We start from the raw sequence: 16,010 nt of genomic DNA, 5'->3' as shown, positions 1-16,010 counted from the left end.
ACTCATTGACAATATTGGTGAGGAGAACGGCGATGAAACAGGTTGGGGTAGTGCTCAGCGGTTGTGGAGTTTATGACGGTACGGAGATTCACGAGGCGGTACTGACGCTGCTGGCGCTGGATCGCGCCGGGGCGCAGGCGGTGTGTTTTGCACCGGATAAGCCTCAACTGCATGTAATTAATCATTTATCTGGGGATGAGACCGGCGAGCAGCGTAATGTGCTGACGGAGTCGGCGCGGATTGCCAGGGGCCAGGTGCAGCCGCTTTCCGCCGCGCGCGCCGAGCAGCTGGATGCGTTGATCGTGCCGGGCGGTTTCGGCGCGGCCAAGAACCTGAGCAGCTTTGCCACACAGGGCGCCGAGTGTGAGGTGGATGACGATCTGGCGAGATTGACGCGGGAAATGCATAAGGCGAACAAACCAATTGGTTTTATGTGTATTGCCCCGGCGCTGCTGCCGAAGCTGCTTGACCAGCAGGTCAGGCTGACCATTGGTAACGATCCCGATCTCGGGGAAGTGATTGATACCATGGGCGGAGAACCGGTGATTTGTCCTGTTGACGATATTGTGGTCGACGGCGAACACAAGGTGGTGACCACGCCGGCGTATATGTTGGCGCAGTCTATCGGCGAAGCGGCCAGCGGAATTGATAAGCTGGTTTCACGCGTGCTGGACCTGACCGAATGAGAAAAAAGGCGGCGCGCAGGTCGCTGTTATCCCTGCCGTGGCGCTGGCTGAAGCGCGGGGTGCTGACGCTGCTCGGCCTGTGGCTGGCCGGCATTGTGCTGTTTGCGTTCCTGCCGGTGCCGTTTTCCGCCGTGATGGCGGAGCGGCAGGTCAGCGCCTGGCTGCGCGGCGACTTTGGCTATGTGGCGCACTCCGACTGGGTGGCGATGAGCGAGATCTCACCCAATATGGCGCTGGCGGTGATGGCCGCCGAGGACCAGAAATTCCCGCAGCACTGGGGGTTCGACGTCTCCGCCATTGAGAAGGCGCTGGACCACAACGAGCGGCGTCCGGCGCGTATCCGCGGCGCTTCAACCCTGTCGCAGCAGACGGCGAAAAACCTGTTCCTGTGGGACGGACGCAGCTGGCTGCGTAAAGGGCTGGAAGCGGGGCTGACCGGCGGTATTGAGCTGGTGTGGAGCAAACGCCGCATTCTGACGGTGTATCTCAATATCGTGGAGCTGGGCGACGGCGTGTTTGGCGTTGAAGAGGCGTCGCAGCGTTACTTTAATAAGCCGGCCCGGCGTCTCAGCGCTTCGGAAGCGGCGCTGCTGGCGGCGGTATTGCCGAACCCGCACCGCTTCAAGGCCGATGCGCCGTCGGCGTACGTGATACAGCGTCAGCAGTGGATTTTGCGCCAGATGCGGCAACTGGGCGGGGAAAGCTTCCTGAAGGCCAACCGGCTGGATTGAGCAGAGAGCGGGGCGAGGCGCAGGCCTCGCCCCGTGGGGCATTACTTCACGTAGGTAAAGGCGGTGGTGACGTGCTTGACGCCGCTCACCTGGCTGGCGATCTGCGCCGCCGACTGCCCTTCCTGTTCGGTCACCAGGCCGAGCAGGAACACTTCGCCGTTCTCGGTGGTGACTTTGACGTTGGAGGATTTGACCGTGTCGCTGGTCAGGATCTGCGAGCGCACCTTGGTGGTGATCCAGGTATCGGCAGACGCGGTGCTCAGGCTGACCGGCGTGCCCTGGCGGATCTCGTTATACACCTCGGTGGCGCCTTCCACGCCCATGGCGATCTGCTTGGCGCGGGCGGACAGGTCAGGACTCGGCGCCTGGCCGGTCAGCAGCACCTTGCCCTGATAGGCGGTAGCCACCACGCGGGCGTCTTTCTTCAGTTGTTGATCCTTGCTCATCGCATTTTCGACCCGCGCTTCCAGCGTGCCGTCGTCAACCTGCGTACCAATGGTGCGCGGGTCGGTGGCGGTTTTGGTCGCCACCGCTGCGCTGCCGACCACCACGGCCGGTACGCAGCCTTGCAGCATCAGAGCGCCTAGCAGCACGGCGTAAACAGTATGAAGCTTCATTCGAACTCCTTAATCAATCGTCCTGGTGGGGAAACAGCGTATTATCAATCAGGTCGCATAGGCAGTTTACCGTCAGCATATGCATTTCCTGAATTCGTGAACTGCGGTGTGATGGAATACGGATTTCTACGTCCTGCTGGCCCAACAGGCCGGCCAGCTCCCCGCCGTCGTACCCCGTCAGCGCGACGATGGTCATATCGCGGGTGACTGCGGCTTCAACGGCCTTAACAATATCACGGCTATTGCCGCGGGTGGAAATTGCCAGCAGCACGTCGCCGGTCTGGCCGAGCGCGCGCACCTGCTTGGCGTACACTTCATCATGCAGACGATCGTTGGTGATAGCGGTCAGCACCACATTATCCGCGTTCAGGGCGATCGCCGGCAGGCTGGGGCGTTCGGTTTCGAAACGGTTAATCATGCTCGCCGCAAAATGCTGGGCGTTGGCGGCGGAGGTGCCGTTGCCGCAGCACAGGATCTTATTGCCGTTGAGCAGCGACTGCACCAGCGTCATCGCCGCCCGGGAAATGGCGTCCGGCAGCGCTTCCGCCGCCGCGATCTGGGTCTGAATGCTTTCGGTAAAACAGGTTTTGATTCTTTCTAACACGTTGTCATTATCCAGGCCGGCTGCACCGGCAACGTAGAACTTATCTCATCGGCTTATGCCCGCGGCGGAGGTTTAATCCGCATTGAAGGCATTGGGTATCCATGCTAACTGGCTGCCGGTGAAGGCCAAAACGTCAAAACGGCAGGGCGAAGTGTCGAAACTGGCGCCTCGCCCCGCCAGCCAGACGGCGGCGGCGTGCAACAGGCGCTGTTGCTTGCGATAGGTGACGCTGGCGGCGGCATCGCCAAAGGCGGCGTTGCGCCGGTAGCGAACCTCCACGAACACCCAGGTCTGGCCGTCGCGCATAATCAGATCGAGCTCGCCGCCGCGCACCGCCACGTTGGCGGCGACGAAGACGAGCCCGGCGCGTTCCAGATAGCGGCGGGCCTGTACTTCATAGCCCGCCCCCTTGGTGCGTTGGCTCAGGAGGCCGGAACGATCTGACCCTGACGATATTGCAGCCAAGGCAGCTTCCTGTTGATCACGCAGTTAGACGATGCGGTCAGCGCGCCGGTGGCGCCGGACAGCTGGAACCCCGGCAGCTGACGCATTTCGGAGAAGTGGTTAGCCAACTGCCAGGCGTCCACGCCCATGGCGTACAGACGCATCAGGGAGTAGTCGTTGCGGAACTTGGCGCCGGCCTGACGCATCAGCTGCGGGTTGGCGCCGGCCATCATCGGGATATCGCTGAACTGCAGACCTTCCATTTCCAGACGGAAGTCCGGGCCGGAGCCGGCCTGGTAGCTGCGCGAGCTGGCGTACAGCGACGGCTTGCCGCGACCGTTGATGTTCATATCGATCATTGGCTTGATCAGCGTCAGTTGCGAGCGGTTGGCGACGATGTAAACCGCGTCGACCCGGCCGCCGGTGGCCGCCGGAATATCGCTCGGCGGCGCCGGGATGGTCAGGCCGGCGACGGTGACCGACTGCTGCGCCGGCGCGCTGGCGGCGACCGGGGTGCCGGACAGGCGGATGCCGGAGCGTACCGACTGGCGCAGTTCATTCACCGAGCCAATGTTCTGTTGCAGCACGGTGCCGCCGCCCTGTTGTTGCCACTCTTCGGCAAAGGCTTTGGCGACGCGGTTGCCGAACGCGCCGTGCGGCACCAGCAGCAGCGGCTGGCGCTTCTGTTGTCCCCAGATATGGCGGGCGGCGTCGCGCGCCTCATCTTCCGGCGACAGGGCGAAGTAGCAGACGTTCGGGTTGTCGCGCGGCGTTTCCGGCTGGTTGAGCGCCAGCACGTTCAGCGTGGTGCTGGTGTTGGCCAACTGGTCGACGTTGTTTTTCAGCAGCGGGCCGACCACCAGGGTCGCGCCATCCTGCTGCGCCTGCGCCAGCAGGGCAGACAGCGGCTGGCTGGAGGTGTCATACACCTTAATCTGCGCGTTGCTCATCTGCGGCTGGGCCGGTGCCGGCGTTGCGGCCGGTGCGCTTGGCTGCGCGGCGCTGATTGGCGCGGCGGCGTCTTCCTGCGCCGGCGCTGAGGTGCTGACCGCGCCGTTGGCGTTGATATCGCCGGACTGCGCGTCAGGCGCGGTTACCGGCTGCTCGGCGCTGCCGGCGGCCGGCTGCGCTGGCGGCTGGGACGGTGCCGGGGCGCCGGCGGTGCCGTTCTTCGCCGCTTCAAAACCCTGCTGGATGGCGTCGGCAAACACCTTTGCCTGGCCGTTCATCGGCAGCAGCAGGGCAATGTTGGAGGTAGAGGCCTGGGTCAGGTTCAGCGCCTGGTTCAGCTGGGTCGGCAGCGACTTGGCGGCCGGGTTTTGCGGATAGCGGTTCTGCCAGTCCTTGATGCCGGCTTTCAGCATGTCCGGATCCTGGCGGTTTTCCTGATAGACGCGCAGCAGATCCAGCCAGCCCTGCAGGACGTTTTCATCGGCGTTGATCACCAGGTTGTTCATATCCTGCGGCGTCAGCCCCAGCAGGGTTTTCCAGGTCTGGTCCAGATTATCCTGGTGCGCCTTGTCGTTCAGCAGCGGCTCCTGCGCGATATAGGCGCGGATCAGCGGCAGCGAGGCTTTGCCCTGATTGGCGGCGATCTGCGCCTGATAGAAGCGCACGCGCTGGTTCGGCGACAGCGTGTTGTTGTCGATGCCGTTCAGCGTATTGCGCGCGGCGCTGAGATTTTTGCCTGCGATCTGCAGCTCGGCGTTCAGCAGCTGGCGCTCCGTCTGCCGCTCGCCGCTCAGGTTCTGCGGCAGCGCGCCCAGCTGTTGGTTGGCCTGCGGCAGTTTCCCTTCGCGCAACAATGCGCGAATAGCAAGTAATTGCCAGTCAGCCTTGTTATCATCGCTGCTCTGCTGCATTTGCTGCAGATAGTAATCGGAGCTGGCGCTCGCCTCGTCCTGAATATTGGCGGGCGGAGTCTGCGGAGCCTGGCCTGGGCAGCCTGCAAGCAGCAGGGTAGCCACGATAACAGGCATAAAACGCCCTGCTTTGGTACGAACGAATTTTGAGGAAAGCATACTGTATCCAGTGATGTTTTTTTCAAGATGCTCAATATTAAATCGGCAATCCGGATGAAACAATGAATCAACACCAACAATCAGTCATTTCTGCATCAACGCTGTACGTGGTGCCCACCCCGATCGGCAATTTGGGTGATATCACTCAACGCGCGTTAGCGGTGCTGGAAAGCGTTGATCTGATCGCGGCGGAAGACACGCGCCATACCGGATTGTTGCTGCAACACTTCGCGATTAACGCGCGATTGTTTGCCCTGCACGACCATAATGAACAGCAAAAGGCTGACCAACTGCTGGCAAAACTGCAGGAAGGTCAAAGTATAGCCCTGGTTTCCGATGCCGGGACGCCGTTAATCAACGACCCCGGCTACCACCTGGTGCGGCGCTGCCGCGAAGCGGGCATCCGCGTGGTGCCGCTGCCGGGCGCCTGCGCCGCCACCACCGCGCTGTGCGCCGCCGGCGTCGCCTCGGACCGTTTCTGCTACGAAGGCTTCCTGCCGGCGAAAACCAAGGGGCGTAAGGATACGCTGCTCGCGCTGGCAGAGGAACCTCGCACGCTGATTTTCTATGAATCCACCCACCGCCTGCTGGACAGCCTGCAGGATATGGTGACGGTGTGGGGGCCGGATCGCTACGTGGTGCTGGCGCGCGAACTGACCAAAACCTGGGAGTCGATTTACGGCGCGCCGGTCGGCGAGCTGCTGGCCTGGGTGCAGGAGGATGAAGTGCGCCGGCGCGGCGAGATGGTGCTGATCGTCGAAGGGCACAAGGCGCAGGAGGATGCGCTGCCGCCGGAGGCGCTGCGCACGCTGGCGCTGCTGCACAAGGAACTGCCGCTGAAGAAAGCGGCGGCGTTGGCGGCGGAAATCCACGGCGTGAAGAAGAATGCGTTGTATAAATACGCGCTCGAGCAACAGGAAGGGTGACAAATCGGACGTTATGGCCTATCATCCGCGCCGGAGTTGACCAGACAGTCGCCGCTTCACTGCCGTCCTCATTGGGGAGACAGGTGGAGGGGAGGAAAGTCCGGGCTCCATAGGGCAGGGTGCCAGGTAACGCCTGGGGGGCGCAAGCCTACGACTAGTGCAACAGAGAGCAAACCGCCGATGGCCCGCGCAAGCGGGATCAGGTAAGGGTGAAAGGGTGCGGTAAGAGCGCACCGCGCGGCTGGCAACAGTTCGCGGCACGGTAAACTCCACCCGGAGCAAGGCCAAATAGGGGTTCACATGGTACGGCCCGTACTGAACCCGGGTAGGCTGCTTGAGCCAGTGAGCGATTGCTGGCCTAGAGGAATGACTGTCCACGACAGAACCCGGCTTACCGGTCAACTCCACTCCTCTTCAGACAAACGGGCTGGCGCGATGCGTCAGCCCGTTTGCTTTTGTCACGCTAACGGCGCGTTCTCACCACCTGATAGCGACGGGTGAAGTACTCCACCGGCGCGCTCCAGACGTGCACCAGACGGGTGAACGGAAACAGCAGGAAGATGGTCATGCCGAGCACCAGATGGATGCGGAAGATCGGCGCGACGCCGTCCAGATGCGCCGAAGCGCCGCCCTGGAAGGTGACCACCGCCTGCGCCCAGCCCACCAGTTTCAGCATTTCGCTGCCGTCCATATGCTGGGCGGAGAAGGGAATGGTGGACAGCCCCAGCAGGCACTGAATCAGCAGAATGCTGAGGATCAGGATATCGGCGGTGCTGGAGGTGGCGCGGATGCGCGGATTAAACAGCCGGCGCACCAGCAGCATGATGCCGCCGACCAGCGTCAGCACGCCGCACACGCCGCCCAGCACCATCGCCAGCTGCTGTTTGACGGCGATCGGCAGGAACCAGGCGTACATCCAGTGCGGCGTCAGCATGCCGAACAGGTGACCGAAAAAGATCCCCAGAATGCCGATATGAAACAGGTTGGAGGCCAGGCGCATGCCGCGTTTGTCCAGCATTTGGCTGGAGCCGGCGCGCCAGGTGTATTGCCCGTAGTCATAACGCAGCCAGCTGCCGAGCAAAAAGACCGTACCGCACAGATAGGGATAGATATCGTAAAAGAAGACGTTCAGAAACTGGATCATTTCGGGCCTCCTGAACCGACGTCGACATACTGCGGCGCGACGTCCTGGCTAAAGCGCCGCTGGTAACTCTGCTGCGGCGAGCTGTCGCAGGCGGCGCTGTTGTCGTCGATAAACTTCACCTGTTCCTCTTCCCACACCGCGTCCATCGCCTGCGGCGTATCGTCGCGCTCCTCCGCCGCCGCCTGGCGGCTGGCGTTGTCGCTGCGCAGCGGGCTGCCGGCCAGGGCCAGCAGCGTATCAAACAGCGGCTGCCATGCCGCGCCGCGCTGTTTCAGCCGGGCGCCGAGCAGCGCCAGAATCGGCGCGACGTTCTGCAGCCCTTCCTGCGCCTGCGCGGGGGGAAGAATGCTGAGGTATTCCAGATAGAGCGGCAGATAGTCCGGCAGCTCCCGTCGGGCCAGCTGCAGACCCTGCTGCTGGTATTGGCCCATCAGTTCCACCATCGCCTGGCCGCGGTCGCGGGATTCGGCGTGCACGTGCTCAAACAGCAGCAGCGAGGTGGCGCGCCCGCGGTCGAAAATCTCGCACCACTGCGCCTGCCGCTCCAGCAGCGGGGCGCTGAACAGCGTGCGGGTAAACGGCAGCAGCTCGGGCGCCCGTTGCTCGACCAGCGGGATGACCTCGTCGGCGGCGGCCCACAGATCGTCGTCCGGGTAGTCGATCAGCAGGCCGATGACTTTCAGGATTTGCATCACTTGCCCTCCGCCTTGTCCTGCACTTCGGTGATATTGATGGCGTCAATGCGGCTGCTGTTGAACAGGTTGAACTTGGTGTCGGAGCCGTGGCAGCCGTCGCCGAAGGTAAAGCCGCAGCCGTTGCGTTCCGGGAAGGCGTCTTCGGCCATTTCCCGGTGGCTGGTGGGGATGACAAAGCGATCCTCATAGTTGGCGATCGCCAGGTAGCGGTACATCTCCTCCACCTGCTCGACGCTGAGGCCGACCTCCTCCAGCGCGCGGGTGTCCGTTACGCCTTCCACGGTTTGCGAGCGTTTGTAGTGGCGCATCGCCATCATGCGCTTCAGCGCGCGCAGCACCGGGCCGGTATCGCCGGCGCTGAGCAGGTTGGCCAGATACTGCACCGGGATACGCAGGCTCTCCACCGCCGGCAGAATATTGCCGTTGTGCGGCAGCGCGCCGGCGTCGGCCACCGACTGAATCGGCGACAGCGGCGGCACGTACCACACCATCGGCAGCGTGCGGTATTCCGGGTGCAGCGGCAGCGCCAGTTTCCAGTCCATCGCCATCTTGTACACCGGCGACTTTTGCGCCGCCTCGATCACGTTTTGCGGGATCCCCTGCTTCAGCGCCTCTTCGATCACCGTCGGATCGTGCGGATCGAGGAACACTTCACACTGGCGTTCGTACAGATCGGTTTCATGCTCGGTACTGGCTGCTTCTTCGATGCGGTCCGCGTCATACAGCAGCACGCCCAGATAGCGGATACGGCCGACGCAGGTCTCCGAACAGACGGTCGGCTGGCCGGATTCAATGCGCGGATAGCAGAAGATGCACTTCTCGGACTTGCCGCTTTTCCAGTTAAAGTAGATTTTCTTGTACGGGCAGCCGCTGATGCACAGCCGCCAGCCGCGGCACTTGTCCTGGTCGATCAGCACGATGCCGTCTTCTTCCCGCTTGTAGATCGCGCCGCTCGGGCAGGTGGCGACGCAGCTGGGGTTGAGGCAGTGTTCACACAGGCGCGGCAGGTACATCATGAAGGTGTTTTCAAACTCGCCGTACATCTCCTTCTGCATGGCCTCAAAGTTTTTATCGCGGGCGCGTTTTTCAAACTCGCCGCCGAGCAGCTCCTCCCAGTTGGGGCCCCACTCGATGTTGTCCATGCGTTTGCCGCTGATCAGCGAGCGCGGCCGGGCGGTGGGCTGATGCTTGCTTTCCGGCGCGCTGTGCAGGTGCTGATAGTCGTAGGTAAAAGGCTCGTAGTAGTCGTCGATGCCGGGCAGGTTCGGGTTGGCGAAGATCTTGGACAGTACGCCGACGCGGCCGCCGAGGCGCGGCTCCAGCTTGCCGTTGATCTTGCGGATCCAGCCGCCCTGCCAGGTATCCTGATCCTCCCAGTTTTTCGGGTAGCCGATGCCCGGCTTGGTCTCCACGTTGTTAAACCACGCGTACTCCATCCCTTCGCGCCCGGTCCAGACGTTTTTGCAGGTGACCGAGCAGGTATGGCAGCCGATGCATTTATCGAGGTTGAGCACCATGCCCACTTGTGAACGTATTTTCATTTTTTCGGCTCCTGTACCTGATCGTGGCCTTCACCGTCCAGCCAGTTCACGTTTTTCATCTTGCGGATCATGATGAATTCGTCGCGGTTCGAGCCGACGGTGCCGTAATAGTTAAACCCGTAGGCCAACTGGGCGTAGCCGCCGATCATATGGGTGGGTTTGGGGCAGACGCGGGTGACGGAGTTGTGGATGCCGCCGCGCATGCCGGTCACCTCGGAGCCGGGGATATTCATGATGCGCTCCTGGGCGTGGTACATCATGGTCATGCCGGGCGGTACGCGCTGGCTGACCACCGCGCGGGCGGTCAGCGCGCCGTTGGCGTTGAAGGCCTCGATCCAGTCGTTATCCGCAATGCCCAGCTCGCGCGCGTCGCTTTCGCTCAGCCAGACGATCGGCCCGCCGCGCGACAGCGTCAGCATCAGCAGGTTTTCGCTGTAGGTGGAGTGGATGCCCCATTTCTGGTGCGGCGTCAGGAAATTCAGCGCCTTTTCCGGGAAGCCGTTGGGCGGCACGGCGCGCATTTTGCTGACGCTCTGGGTATCGATCGGCGGCCGGTAGGCCACCAGGCTTTCGCCGAAGGCGCGCATCCACGGGTGATCCTGATACAGCTGCTGACGGCCGGACAGCGTTCGCCACGGGATCAGCTCATGGACGTTGGTGTAGCCGGCATTATAGGAGACGTGCTCGCTCTCCAGCCCTGACCAGGTCGGGCTGGAGATGATTTTTCGCGGCTGCGCCTGAATATCGCGAAAGCGGATCTTCTCATCTTCTTTATTGAGCGCCAGATGGGTGTGATCGCGGCCGGTAAATTCGCCGAGCGCCTTCCAGGCCTTCACCGCCACCTGGCCGTTGGTTTCCGGCGCCAGCGTCAGGATCACCTCCGAAGCGTCGAGCGCGCTGTCGATCAGCGGCCGCCCCTTGGCCGGCCCGGCGGTTTTGGTGTAATTCAGCTTGCCGAGGAACGCCACCTCGTTCTGCGTCTCCCAGCTGATGCCCTTGCCGCCGTTGCCGAGCTTATCCATCAGCGGGCCGAGCGAGGTAAAACGCTCATAGGTGGCGGGGTAGTCGCGCTCCACCGCCACGATATTCGGCGCGGTCTTGCCGGGGATCAGGTCGCATTCGCGATGGCGCCAGTCCTGAATGTCGAACGGCTGCGCCAGCTCCGCCGGGGAGTCGTGCTGCAGCGGCTGCAGCACCACATCGGTTTCCTGCCCCAGATGGCCGACGCAGGTTTCGGAAAACGCCTTGGCGATGCCTTTATAAATTTCCCAGTCGCTGCGCGATTCCCAGGCCGGATCGACCGCGGCGGACAGCGGGTGAATAAACGGATGCATATCCGAGGTGTTCATATCGTCCTTTTCGTACCAGGTGGCGGTCGGCAGCACGATATCGGAGAACAGGCAGGTGCTGGACATGCGGAAATCGAGGGTGACCAGCAGATCCAGCTTGCCTTCAATGGCCGCCTGCTGCCATTCGACCTCTTCCGGCTTCACCTCGTCCGCGTCACCCAGCGCCTCGCCCTGAATGCCGCTGTCGGTGCCGAGCAGGTACTTCAACATATATTCGTGGCCCTTGCCGGACGACCCCAGCAGGTTGGAGCGCCAGATAAACAGGTTGCGCGGGTGGTTGCCGCCGCTGTCCGGCTGTTCGCAGGCGAAGCGGATATCGCCGCTTTGCAGCGCCTGCACGGTGTAGTCCACCGGAGAGGCGCCGACGGCGTCGGCCTGCGCCTTGATGCCGAGCGGGTTAACGTTCAGCTGCGGGGCGGAGGGCAGCCAGCCCATGCGTTCGGCGCGCACGTTGAAGTCAATCAGATGGCCGCTGAAGCGGCCGGCGTCGGCCAGCGGGGAGAGCAGCTCCTGCGCGGTCAGTTTTTCATAGCGCCACTGGCTGGCGTGGTTGTAGAAGAAAGAGGTGCTGTTCATCTGCCGCGGCGGGCGGTTCCAGTCCAGCGCAAACGCCAGCGGCAGCCAGCCGGTCTGCGGCCGCAGCTTCTCCTGCCCGACGTAATGCGCCCAGCCGCCGCCGCTTTGCCCCACACAGCCGCAGAACACCAGCATATTGATCATGCCGCGGTAGTTCATGTCCATGTGGTACCAGTGGTTGACCCCGGCGCCGAGAATAATCATCGAGCGGCCGTGAGTCTTATGCGCGTTATCGGCGAACTCCCGGGCGATGCGCTCGATATGCTGCTGCGGCACGCCGGTGATCTGCTCGGCCCAGGCCGGGGTATAGGCTTTGACCTCCGAAAAATCCCGGGCGCAGTGGGGATCGCCCAGCCCGCGCTCCAGCCCGTAGTTGGCCAGCAACAGGTCGTACACGCTGGCGACCCGCGCCTCGCCGCCGTCGGCCAGCGTCAGGCGCCTGACCGGCAGCTGATGCACCAGTACCGGCGTTTGCGGCACGCTGCGAAAGTGCGGGTTCTCATTGCCGCCGAAATAAGGGAACGCGACGCCGGCCACCTCATCGTGTTCGCCCAGCAGGGACAGCCGCAGCTCGGTTTCCGCGCCGGCCGCCAGCGGCTCCAGGTTCCATTTGCCTTTTTCACCCCAGCGGAAGCCGATGGAACCGTTCGGCGCCACCGGCTCACCCGCCTGGCTTAACGCCACCGTCTTCCACTCCGGGTTGTTGCTCTCCCCCAGGTTATCGACCAGATCGGCGGCGCGCAGCATGCGGCCCGGCGCGTAGCTGCCGTCTTCGCGCGGTTCCAGCAGCACCAGCATCGGCATATCGGTATAGCGCCGGCAGTAGTTGAGGAAATAGTCGCTGGGATTATCCAGGTGGAAGGCTTTTAAAATCACGTGCCCCATCGCCATGGCGAGCGCGCTGTCGGTGCCCTGTTTGGGCGCCAGCCACTGGTCGCACAGCTTGGCGACTTCAGAGTAGTCCGGCGTGATGGCGATGGTTTTTGCGCCCTTGTAGCGCACCTCGGTAAAGAAGTGCGCGTCCGGCGTGCGGGTCTGCGGCACGTTCGAGCCCCAGGCAATCAGGTAGCTGGAGTTGTACCAGTCGGCGGATTCCGGCACGTCGGTCTGTTCGCCCCAGGTCATCGGCGACGCCGGCGGCAGGTCGCAGTACCAGTCGTAAAAACTCAGGCAGGTGCCGCCGATCAGCGACAGATAGCGGGTGCCGGCGGCGTAGGAGACCATCGACATCGCCGGGATCGGCGAAAAGCCGGCCACGCGGTCCGGGCCGTAGTGTTTGATGGTCCAGACGTTGGCCGCAGCAATCAGCTGATTCAGCTCGCGCCAGTTGGAGCGCACGAAGCCGCCGTGGCCGCGCGCCTGTTTGTAGCCGGCGGTTTTTTGCGGATCGCTTTGAATGGCGTCCCAGGCGGCGACCGGATCGCCGTGCTGCTGCAGGGCTTCGCGCCACAGCTCAATCAGGCGCTTGCGCACCAGCGGGTACTTCAGGCGGTTGGCGCTGTAGAGATACCAGGAGTAGCTGGCGCCGCGCGGGCAGCCGCGCGGTTCGTGGTTGGGCATATCGGGGCGGGTGCGCGGGTAGTCGGTCTGCTGGGTTTCCCAGGTCACCAGACCGTTTTTAACATAGATCTTCCAGCTGCAGGAGCCGGTGCAGTTGACCCCGTGGGTAGAGCGGACGATTTTGTCAAACTGCCAGCGCTGCCGGTAACTGTCCTCCCAGTCCCGGTTGGTGTTCATCTCCTGGCCGTGGCCGTCCGCAAACGTGTCGCCTTTTTGCTTAAAGTAGCGAAAGCGATCGAGTAGCTTACTCATGACATTTCTCCTGACAGGGCTGCTCACACCCTGTGGTTACACTGCTCACAGATTGCTGATAGGGCCCGCTGCAACGGGTCGATTATTTCTTGGCGGCTGAGCGGCGACCGTAAACCAGCCAGGTCACCAGCACGCAAACGATGTAAAACACCAAAAAGACTTTCATCGCGCCGACCGGCGAGCCGGTCATCGCCAGTGAGGTGCCGAAGGCTTTGGGGATAAAGAAGCCGCCGACGGCGCCGATGGCGGAGATAAAGCCCAGCGCGGCGGCGGTATCGGTCACCGCTTCGCGCTGCGCCTGCTCATCGCTGCCGCCGCGGGCCTTCACCCTGTCGAGGGTGATGCGGCGGAAGATCACGGCAATCATCTGGAAGGTGGAGCCGCTGCCCAGCCCGGCGGTGAGGAACAGCCCCATAAACACCAGATAGAACGCCAGGAAGCTGCCGGAACCGCTGCCCGGCAGGGTCAGGAACAGCAGGGCGGTAAACAGCGCCATAAAGATGAAGTTGATCAGGGTGACGCGCACGCCGCCCAGTTTGTCGGAGATCACGCCGCCCAGCGAACGCGCCAGCGCGCCGATAAACGGGCCGAAAAACGCCAGCTGCAGAATATCCACCTCGGGAAACTGCGTCTGGGCCAGCATGGCGAAGCCGGCGGAAAACCCGATAAACGAACCGAAGGTCGCCAGATACAGCAGCCCTAACAGCCACAGGTGCAGACGCTTTAACACCGGCAGCTGCTCGGCGATCGAGGCCTTGGAGCTGGCGATATCGTTCATGCCGACCCAGGCGGCCAGGGTGGCCGCCAGCAGCAGCGGCACCCAGATCCAGGCGGCGTTGGCCAGCCACAGCGTGGAGCCATCCTCCTGTGCGGCGCCCGGCACGCCAAGCAGGGTGAAGAGCGGCAGCAGGATCACCAGCGGCGCGATCATCTGCATCACGCTGACCCCGAGGTTGCCCAGGCCGCCGTTAATCCCCAGCGCGCTACCCTGCCGGGCCTTCGGGAAGAAAAAGCTGATGTTGCCCATGCTGGAGGCAAAGTTGGCGCCGGCGAAGCCGCACAGCAGGGCGATAATAATAAACACCCAGTAAGGCGTGGCGGGGTGCTGAATGGCGATGCCGAGCGCGATGCAGGGGAGCACCAGAATCACGGTGCTGATCACCGTCCAGTGGCGGCCGCCGAATATCGGCACCATAAACGAGTAGGGCACGCGCAGCAGCGCGCCGGAGAGCGAGGGCAACGCGGTCAACAGAAAGAGCTGGTCGGTGGTAAAGTTAAAGCCCACCTTGTTCAGGTTGACGGCGACGGCGCTGAACAACATCCAGACGCAGAACGCCAGCAGCAGACAACAGACGGAAATCACCAGATTACGACGCGCAATGCCCTTACCTTTATTGTTCCAGAAAGCCTCATTCTCCGGCCGCCAGTCACGCAAAAGATAGGGATTATCTTTCTCAGTTTGTTGCGACATATGCCCTCACTAAATGGCTAACTTAATGAAAACAAGCTTGAATTTTAGAATTTGCCGACAGACTGTTTTTTGACCTGTGAAACAGGTTTTAGATTGAAGCGTAGATGAAGAATGCGGGTTATGTGATATATCGACTTATTTAGTAAGGTTATGCGTGTAAATTTTTGTAACCGTTAATATCCAAATACATCAATCTTGAGTCTGGCTGAGGAAGAGAGGCAAAGCGAGCAGAAAGGTTGACGGCGGCAGCAAGGACTACCGCGATGAGGTCGTTATTGGCGCTTTTTTAGCGCACTCAATAATTCAGCCAGCGCTTCGGCATAGTTTTTGGCGGCGGCGTTACGTTCAATGGCTGAGTGTGCCCCTGCCGCCGTCGCCAGCGCGGCACCATGGGTGAAATCGACAATTATATCGACCCATAACCTGGCACCGGCTGACGGCAGCCCGCTTTGCTGCAGCAGTTGTGTAATGTCTGCGGTGATACGTCTGGCCTGTTCAGGGAACACCGTGGGCCGGCTGAAAATAAGCAGCGTCAGCCCAGGGTGCTGCAATACTTGACTGTGGTAAGCGCGTAACAACCCCGCAAGTCGGGGGAGGGGATCGCCGGTTGGTGAGGGGAAAACCTCTTGATACACCTTTTCCGCCAGTGCGGCGATCAAGCCGTCGCGGTCGCCAAAATAGTGATAGATCGTCATCGGGTTGATGTGCAGCTTCGTTGCCAAAGCGCGCATCGTAAAGGCTTCCGCTCCCTGCGTATCCAGTATCGCCAACGCAGCAGACAGGATCTCATCTGGCAAAATCACCCGGTTGTCGCGCGACGGACGGCCTGCCGGGCGGCTCATGAAGCAACTCGATAGCGTGACTGAACCAACCCGGAAGCGAAGGTACGGGTGTGCTCATGAACTAACGGAATATCGCCGGGAAGAGCGCCAAACAGAGCGCGCCCCTGCCCCAGCAACACGGGAATATGGGTGATCACCAGATCGGCGATTAGACCAGCCTGCAAAAATGACTGGATAATGCGGCCGCCATCGACATATACCCGCTGATGTCCTTCGGCTGCCAGCATCGTCATCGCCTGCGTTGGCGAGCAGGTAGAAAAACGAATTTTGCCGGTTAACTCGGCAGGGATGTGCTGTTCGTCCAGCGTACCTGAGAGGATGAGCACCGGGCGGGCGTATGGCCATGGGCGGACATGTTGTACGGACTCATAGGTTCCGCGGCCCATCAGTATGACGTCAATATTCTCAATAAAATCATCGTAGCCATGATCCTCCAGGGGATCGTCGCGTTCGAGCAGCCATCCGATATCGCCGTCGGTGCGGGCAATAAAACCGTCAAGACTTGTCGCGATGAAAACGTGTCCGGAGATCATTTCAATACCTATTATTTA

Annotated in this window: 14 protein-coding genes and 1 other RNA gene; 4 read left to right on the top strand and 11 right to left on the bottom strand. The window is 61.9% G+C overall.

Annotated features, from left to right (window positions below; all coding sequences use genetic code 11):
* The first annotated feature begins 32 nt into the window (after nt 1-32).
* Together elbB and mtgA are read left to right on the top strand one after the other, a co-directional pair.
* Entirely contained in the window at nt 33-686 is a 654-nt protein-coding gene (elbB, locus tag I6G83_RS04235) for an isoprenoid biosynthesis glyoxalase ElbB (protein WP_054307413.1), read from the top strand.
* Entirely contained in the window at nt 683-1,417 is a 735-nt protein-coding gene (gene mtgA / locus I6G83_RS04230) for a monofunctional biosynthetic peptidoglycan transglycosylase (protein ID WP_015961977.1), read from the top strand. The genes elbB and mtgA overlap by 4 nt, the downstream gene beginning before the upstream one ends.
* A gap of 41 nt (nt 1,418-1,458) precedes the next feature.
* Here mtgA and dolP read toward each other — a convergent pair whose 3' ends face one another.
* The 4 genes from dolP to I6G83_RS04210 form a co-directional block, all read right to left on the bottom strand.
* Nucleotides 1,459-2,034 carry a division/outer membrane stress-associated lipid-binding lipoprotein gene (dolP, locus tag I6G83_RS04225; RefSeq protein WP_054307412.1) on the bottom strand — a complete coding sequence of 192 codons (576 nt, stop codon included), beginning with the start codon at nt 2,032-2,034 and terminating at the stop codon, nt 1,459-1,461.
* 13 nt (nt 2,035-2,047) lie between these two features.
* On the bottom strand, nt 2,048-2,638 hold the full coding sequence (diaA, locus tag I6G83_RS04220; RefSeq protein WP_015961975.1) for a DnaA initiator-associating protein DiaA: 591 nt from the start codon (nt 2,636-2,638) through the stop codon (nt 2,048-2,050).
* Between the two features lie 72 nt (nt 2,639-2,710).
* Entirely contained in the window at nt 2,711-3,064 is a 354-nt protein-coding gene (locus I6G83_RS04215) for a YraN family protein (protein ID WP_171020804.1), read from the bottom strand.
* Nucleotides 3,061-5,103, bottom strand: coding sequence for a penicillin-binding protein activator (locus tag I6G83_RS04210; protein WP_054307410.1), 2,043 nt, complete (start codon nt 5,101-5,103; stop codon nt 3,061-3,063). The genes I6G83_RS04215 and I6G83_RS04210 overlap by 4 nt, the downstream gene beginning before the upstream one ends.
* Before the next feature lie 62 nt (nt 5,104-5,165).
* Here I6G83_RS04210 and rsmI point away from each other — a divergent pair, with 62 nt between their 5' ends.
* Nucleotides 5,166-6,029, top strand: a complete 864-nt coding sequence (gene rsmI / locus I6G83_RS04205) for a 16S rRNA (cytidine(1402)-2'-O)-methyltransferase (RefSeq protein WP_015961972.1) — start codon at nt 5,166-5,168, stop codon at nt 6,027-6,029.
* 32 nt (nt 6,030-6,061) lie between these two features.
* Nucleotides 6,062-6,439: RNase P RNA component class A (rnpB, locus tag I6G83_RS04200), an RNA gene on the top strand.
* 53 nt (nt 6,440-6,492) lie between these two features.
* On the opposite strand, the gene narI is transcribed toward rnpB, so the two are convergent.
* The 7 genes from narI to I6G83_RS04165 form a co-directional block, all read right to left on the bottom strand.
* Nucleotides 6,493-7,173, bottom strand: a complete 681-nt coding sequence (narI, locus tag I6G83_RS04195) for a respiratory nitrate reductase subunit gamma (RefSeq protein ID WP_015961971.1) — start codon at nt 7,171-7,173, stop codon at nt 6,493-6,495.
* Complete coding sequence (narJ, locus tag I6G83_RS04190) at nt 7,170-7,865, bottom strand: nitrate reductase molybdenum cofactor assembly chaperone (protein WP_054307905.1); 696 nt, start codon at nt 7,863-7,865, stop codon at nt 7,170-7,172. The genes narI and narJ overlap by 4 nt, the downstream gene beginning before the upstream one ends.
* Nucleotides 7,865-9,409 (bottom strand): nitrate reductase subunit beta, encoded by a 1,545-nt coding sequence (gene narH / locus I6G83_RS04185; RefSeq protein ID WP_015961969.1) that lies wholly within the window; start codon nt 9,407-9,409, stop codon nt 7,865-7,867. The genes narJ and narH overlap by 1 nt, the downstream gene beginning before the upstream one ends.
* Entirely contained in the window at nt 9,406-13,146 is a 3,741-nt protein-coding gene (locus tag I6G83_RS04180) for a nitrate reductase subunit alpha (protein WP_062779220.1), read from the bottom strand. Before I6G83_RS04180 ends, narH begins: the two co-directional genes overlap by 4 nt.
* Nucleotides 13,147-13,228: 82 nt before the next feature.
* Nucleotides 13,229-14,617, bottom strand: coding sequence for a nitrate/nitrite transporter NarU (narU, locus tag I6G83_RS04175; protein WP_054305930.1), 1,389 nt, complete (start codon nt 14,615-14,617; stop codon nt 13,229-13,231).
* 272 nt (nt 14,618-14,889) lie between these two features.
* A complete protein-coding gene (locus tag I6G83_RS04170) occupies nt 14,890-15,459 on the bottom strand; it encodes a TetR/AcrR family transcriptional regulator (protein ID WP_054305931.1) in 570 nt (189 codons plus the stop codon).
* Nucleotides 15,456-15,992, bottom strand: a complete 537-nt coding sequence (locus I6G83_RS04165) for a dihydrofolate reductase family protein (RefSeq protein ID WP_054305932.1) — start codon at nt 15,990-15,992, stop codon at nt 15,456-15,458. Before I6G83_RS04165 ends, I6G83_RS04170 begins: the two co-directional genes overlap by 4 nt.
* Nucleotides 15,993-16,010 lie beyond the last annotated feature (18 nt).

It is taken from the genome of Serratia rubidaea (genome assembly GCF_016026735.1).
GTDB classification, from domain to species: domain Bacteria; phylum Pseudomonadota; class Gammaproteobacteria; order Enterobacterales; family Enterobacteriaceae; genus Serratia_B; species Serratia_B rubidaea.
This window is presented reverse-complemented; position numbering and strand designations above follow the sequence as displayed.

What these genes read in the sequence shown, in the direction of transcription:
- narI (WP_015961971.1), bottom strand. Translation starts at nt 7,173, where the DNA reads ATGATCCAGTTTCTGAACGTCTTCTTTTACGATATCTATCCCTATCTG.
- mtgA (WP_015961977.1), top strand. Translation starts at nt 683, where the DNA reads ATGAGAAAAAAGGCGGCGCGCAGGTCGCTGTTATCCCTGCCGTGGCGC.
- I6G83_RS04170 (WP_054305931.1), bottom strand. Translation starts at nt 15,459, where the DNA reads ATGAGCCGCCCGGCAGGCCGTCCGTCGCGCGACAACCGGGTGATTTTG.
- narH (WP_015961969.1), bottom strand. Translation starts at nt 9,409, where the DNA reads ATGAAAATACGTTCACAAGTGGGCATGGTGCTCAACCTCGATAAATGC.
- I6G83_RS04210 (WP_054307410.1), bottom strand. Translation starts at nt 5,103, where the DNA reads ATGCTTTCCTCAAAATTCGTTCGTACCAAAGCAGGGCGTTTTATGCCT.
- I6G83_RS04165 (WP_054305932.1), bottom strand. Translation starts at nt 15,992, where the DNA reads ATGATCTCCGGACACGTTTTCATCGCGACAAGTCTTGACGGTTTTATT.
- I6G83_RS04180 (WP_062779220.1), bottom strand. Translation starts at nt 13,146, where the DNA reads ATGAGTAAGCTACTCGATCGCTTTCGCTACTTTAAGCAAAAAGGCGAC.
- narU (WP_054305930.1), bottom strand. Translation starts at nt 14,617, where the DNA reads ATGTCGCAACAAACTGAGAAAGATAATCCCTATCTTTTGCGTGACTGG.
- elbB (WP_054307413.1), top strand. Translation starts at nt 33, where the DNA reads ATGAAACAGGTTGGGGTAGTGCTCAGCGGTTGTGGAGTTTATGACGGT.
- rsmI (WP_015961972.1), top strand. Translation starts at nt 5,166, where the DNA reads ATGAATCAACACCAACAATCAGTCATTTCTGCATCAACGCTGTACGTG.
- dolP (WP_054307412.1), bottom strand. Translation starts at nt 2,034, where the DNA reads ATGAAGCTTCATACTGTTTACGCCGTGCTGCTAGGCGCTCTGATGCTG.
- narJ (WP_054307905.1), bottom strand. Translation starts at nt 7,865, where the DNA reads ATGCAAATCCTGAAAGTCATCGGCCTGCTGATCGACTACCCGGACGAC.